We start from the raw sequence: 285 nt of genomic DNA, 5'->3' as shown, positions 1-285 counted from the left end.
CAGCGTTGGCCGTGGCAATGCCGACAAGGCCAGGCCGCTGCGGGCGCTGACCAGTGCGCGCAGCGAATCCCAGCACGGCTGGCCCTGACAGGGGCCCATGCCGCATGAGGTCAGGCGCTTGATCACTTCCAGGTCAGTAATGCCCTGCTCCACCAGCGCCTGCACCTCATGGCACGACACATCGAAACACGGGCACAGCAGCGCGGCATGGCGCGAGGCGGCGGCTACCGGCAACGGCTCATCCGCCAATGCGGCCGAGCCGACGGTACGCAGGCGGCTGTCGCG

Annotated in this window: 1 protein-coding gene; it reads right to left on the bottom strand. The window is 69.1% G+C overall.

The features are described from left to right. The coding region (locus tag AC0IW9_RS30585) for a (2Fe-2S)-binding protein (RefSeq protein ID WP_471652072.1) at positions 1-285 on the bottom strand (285 nt) is incomplete at both ends.

The organism is Belnapia sp. AC561 (assembly GCF_979252845.1).
Note: the sequence above shows the minus strand (reverse complement) of the source record. Positions and strands in the feature narration are given on the sequence as shown.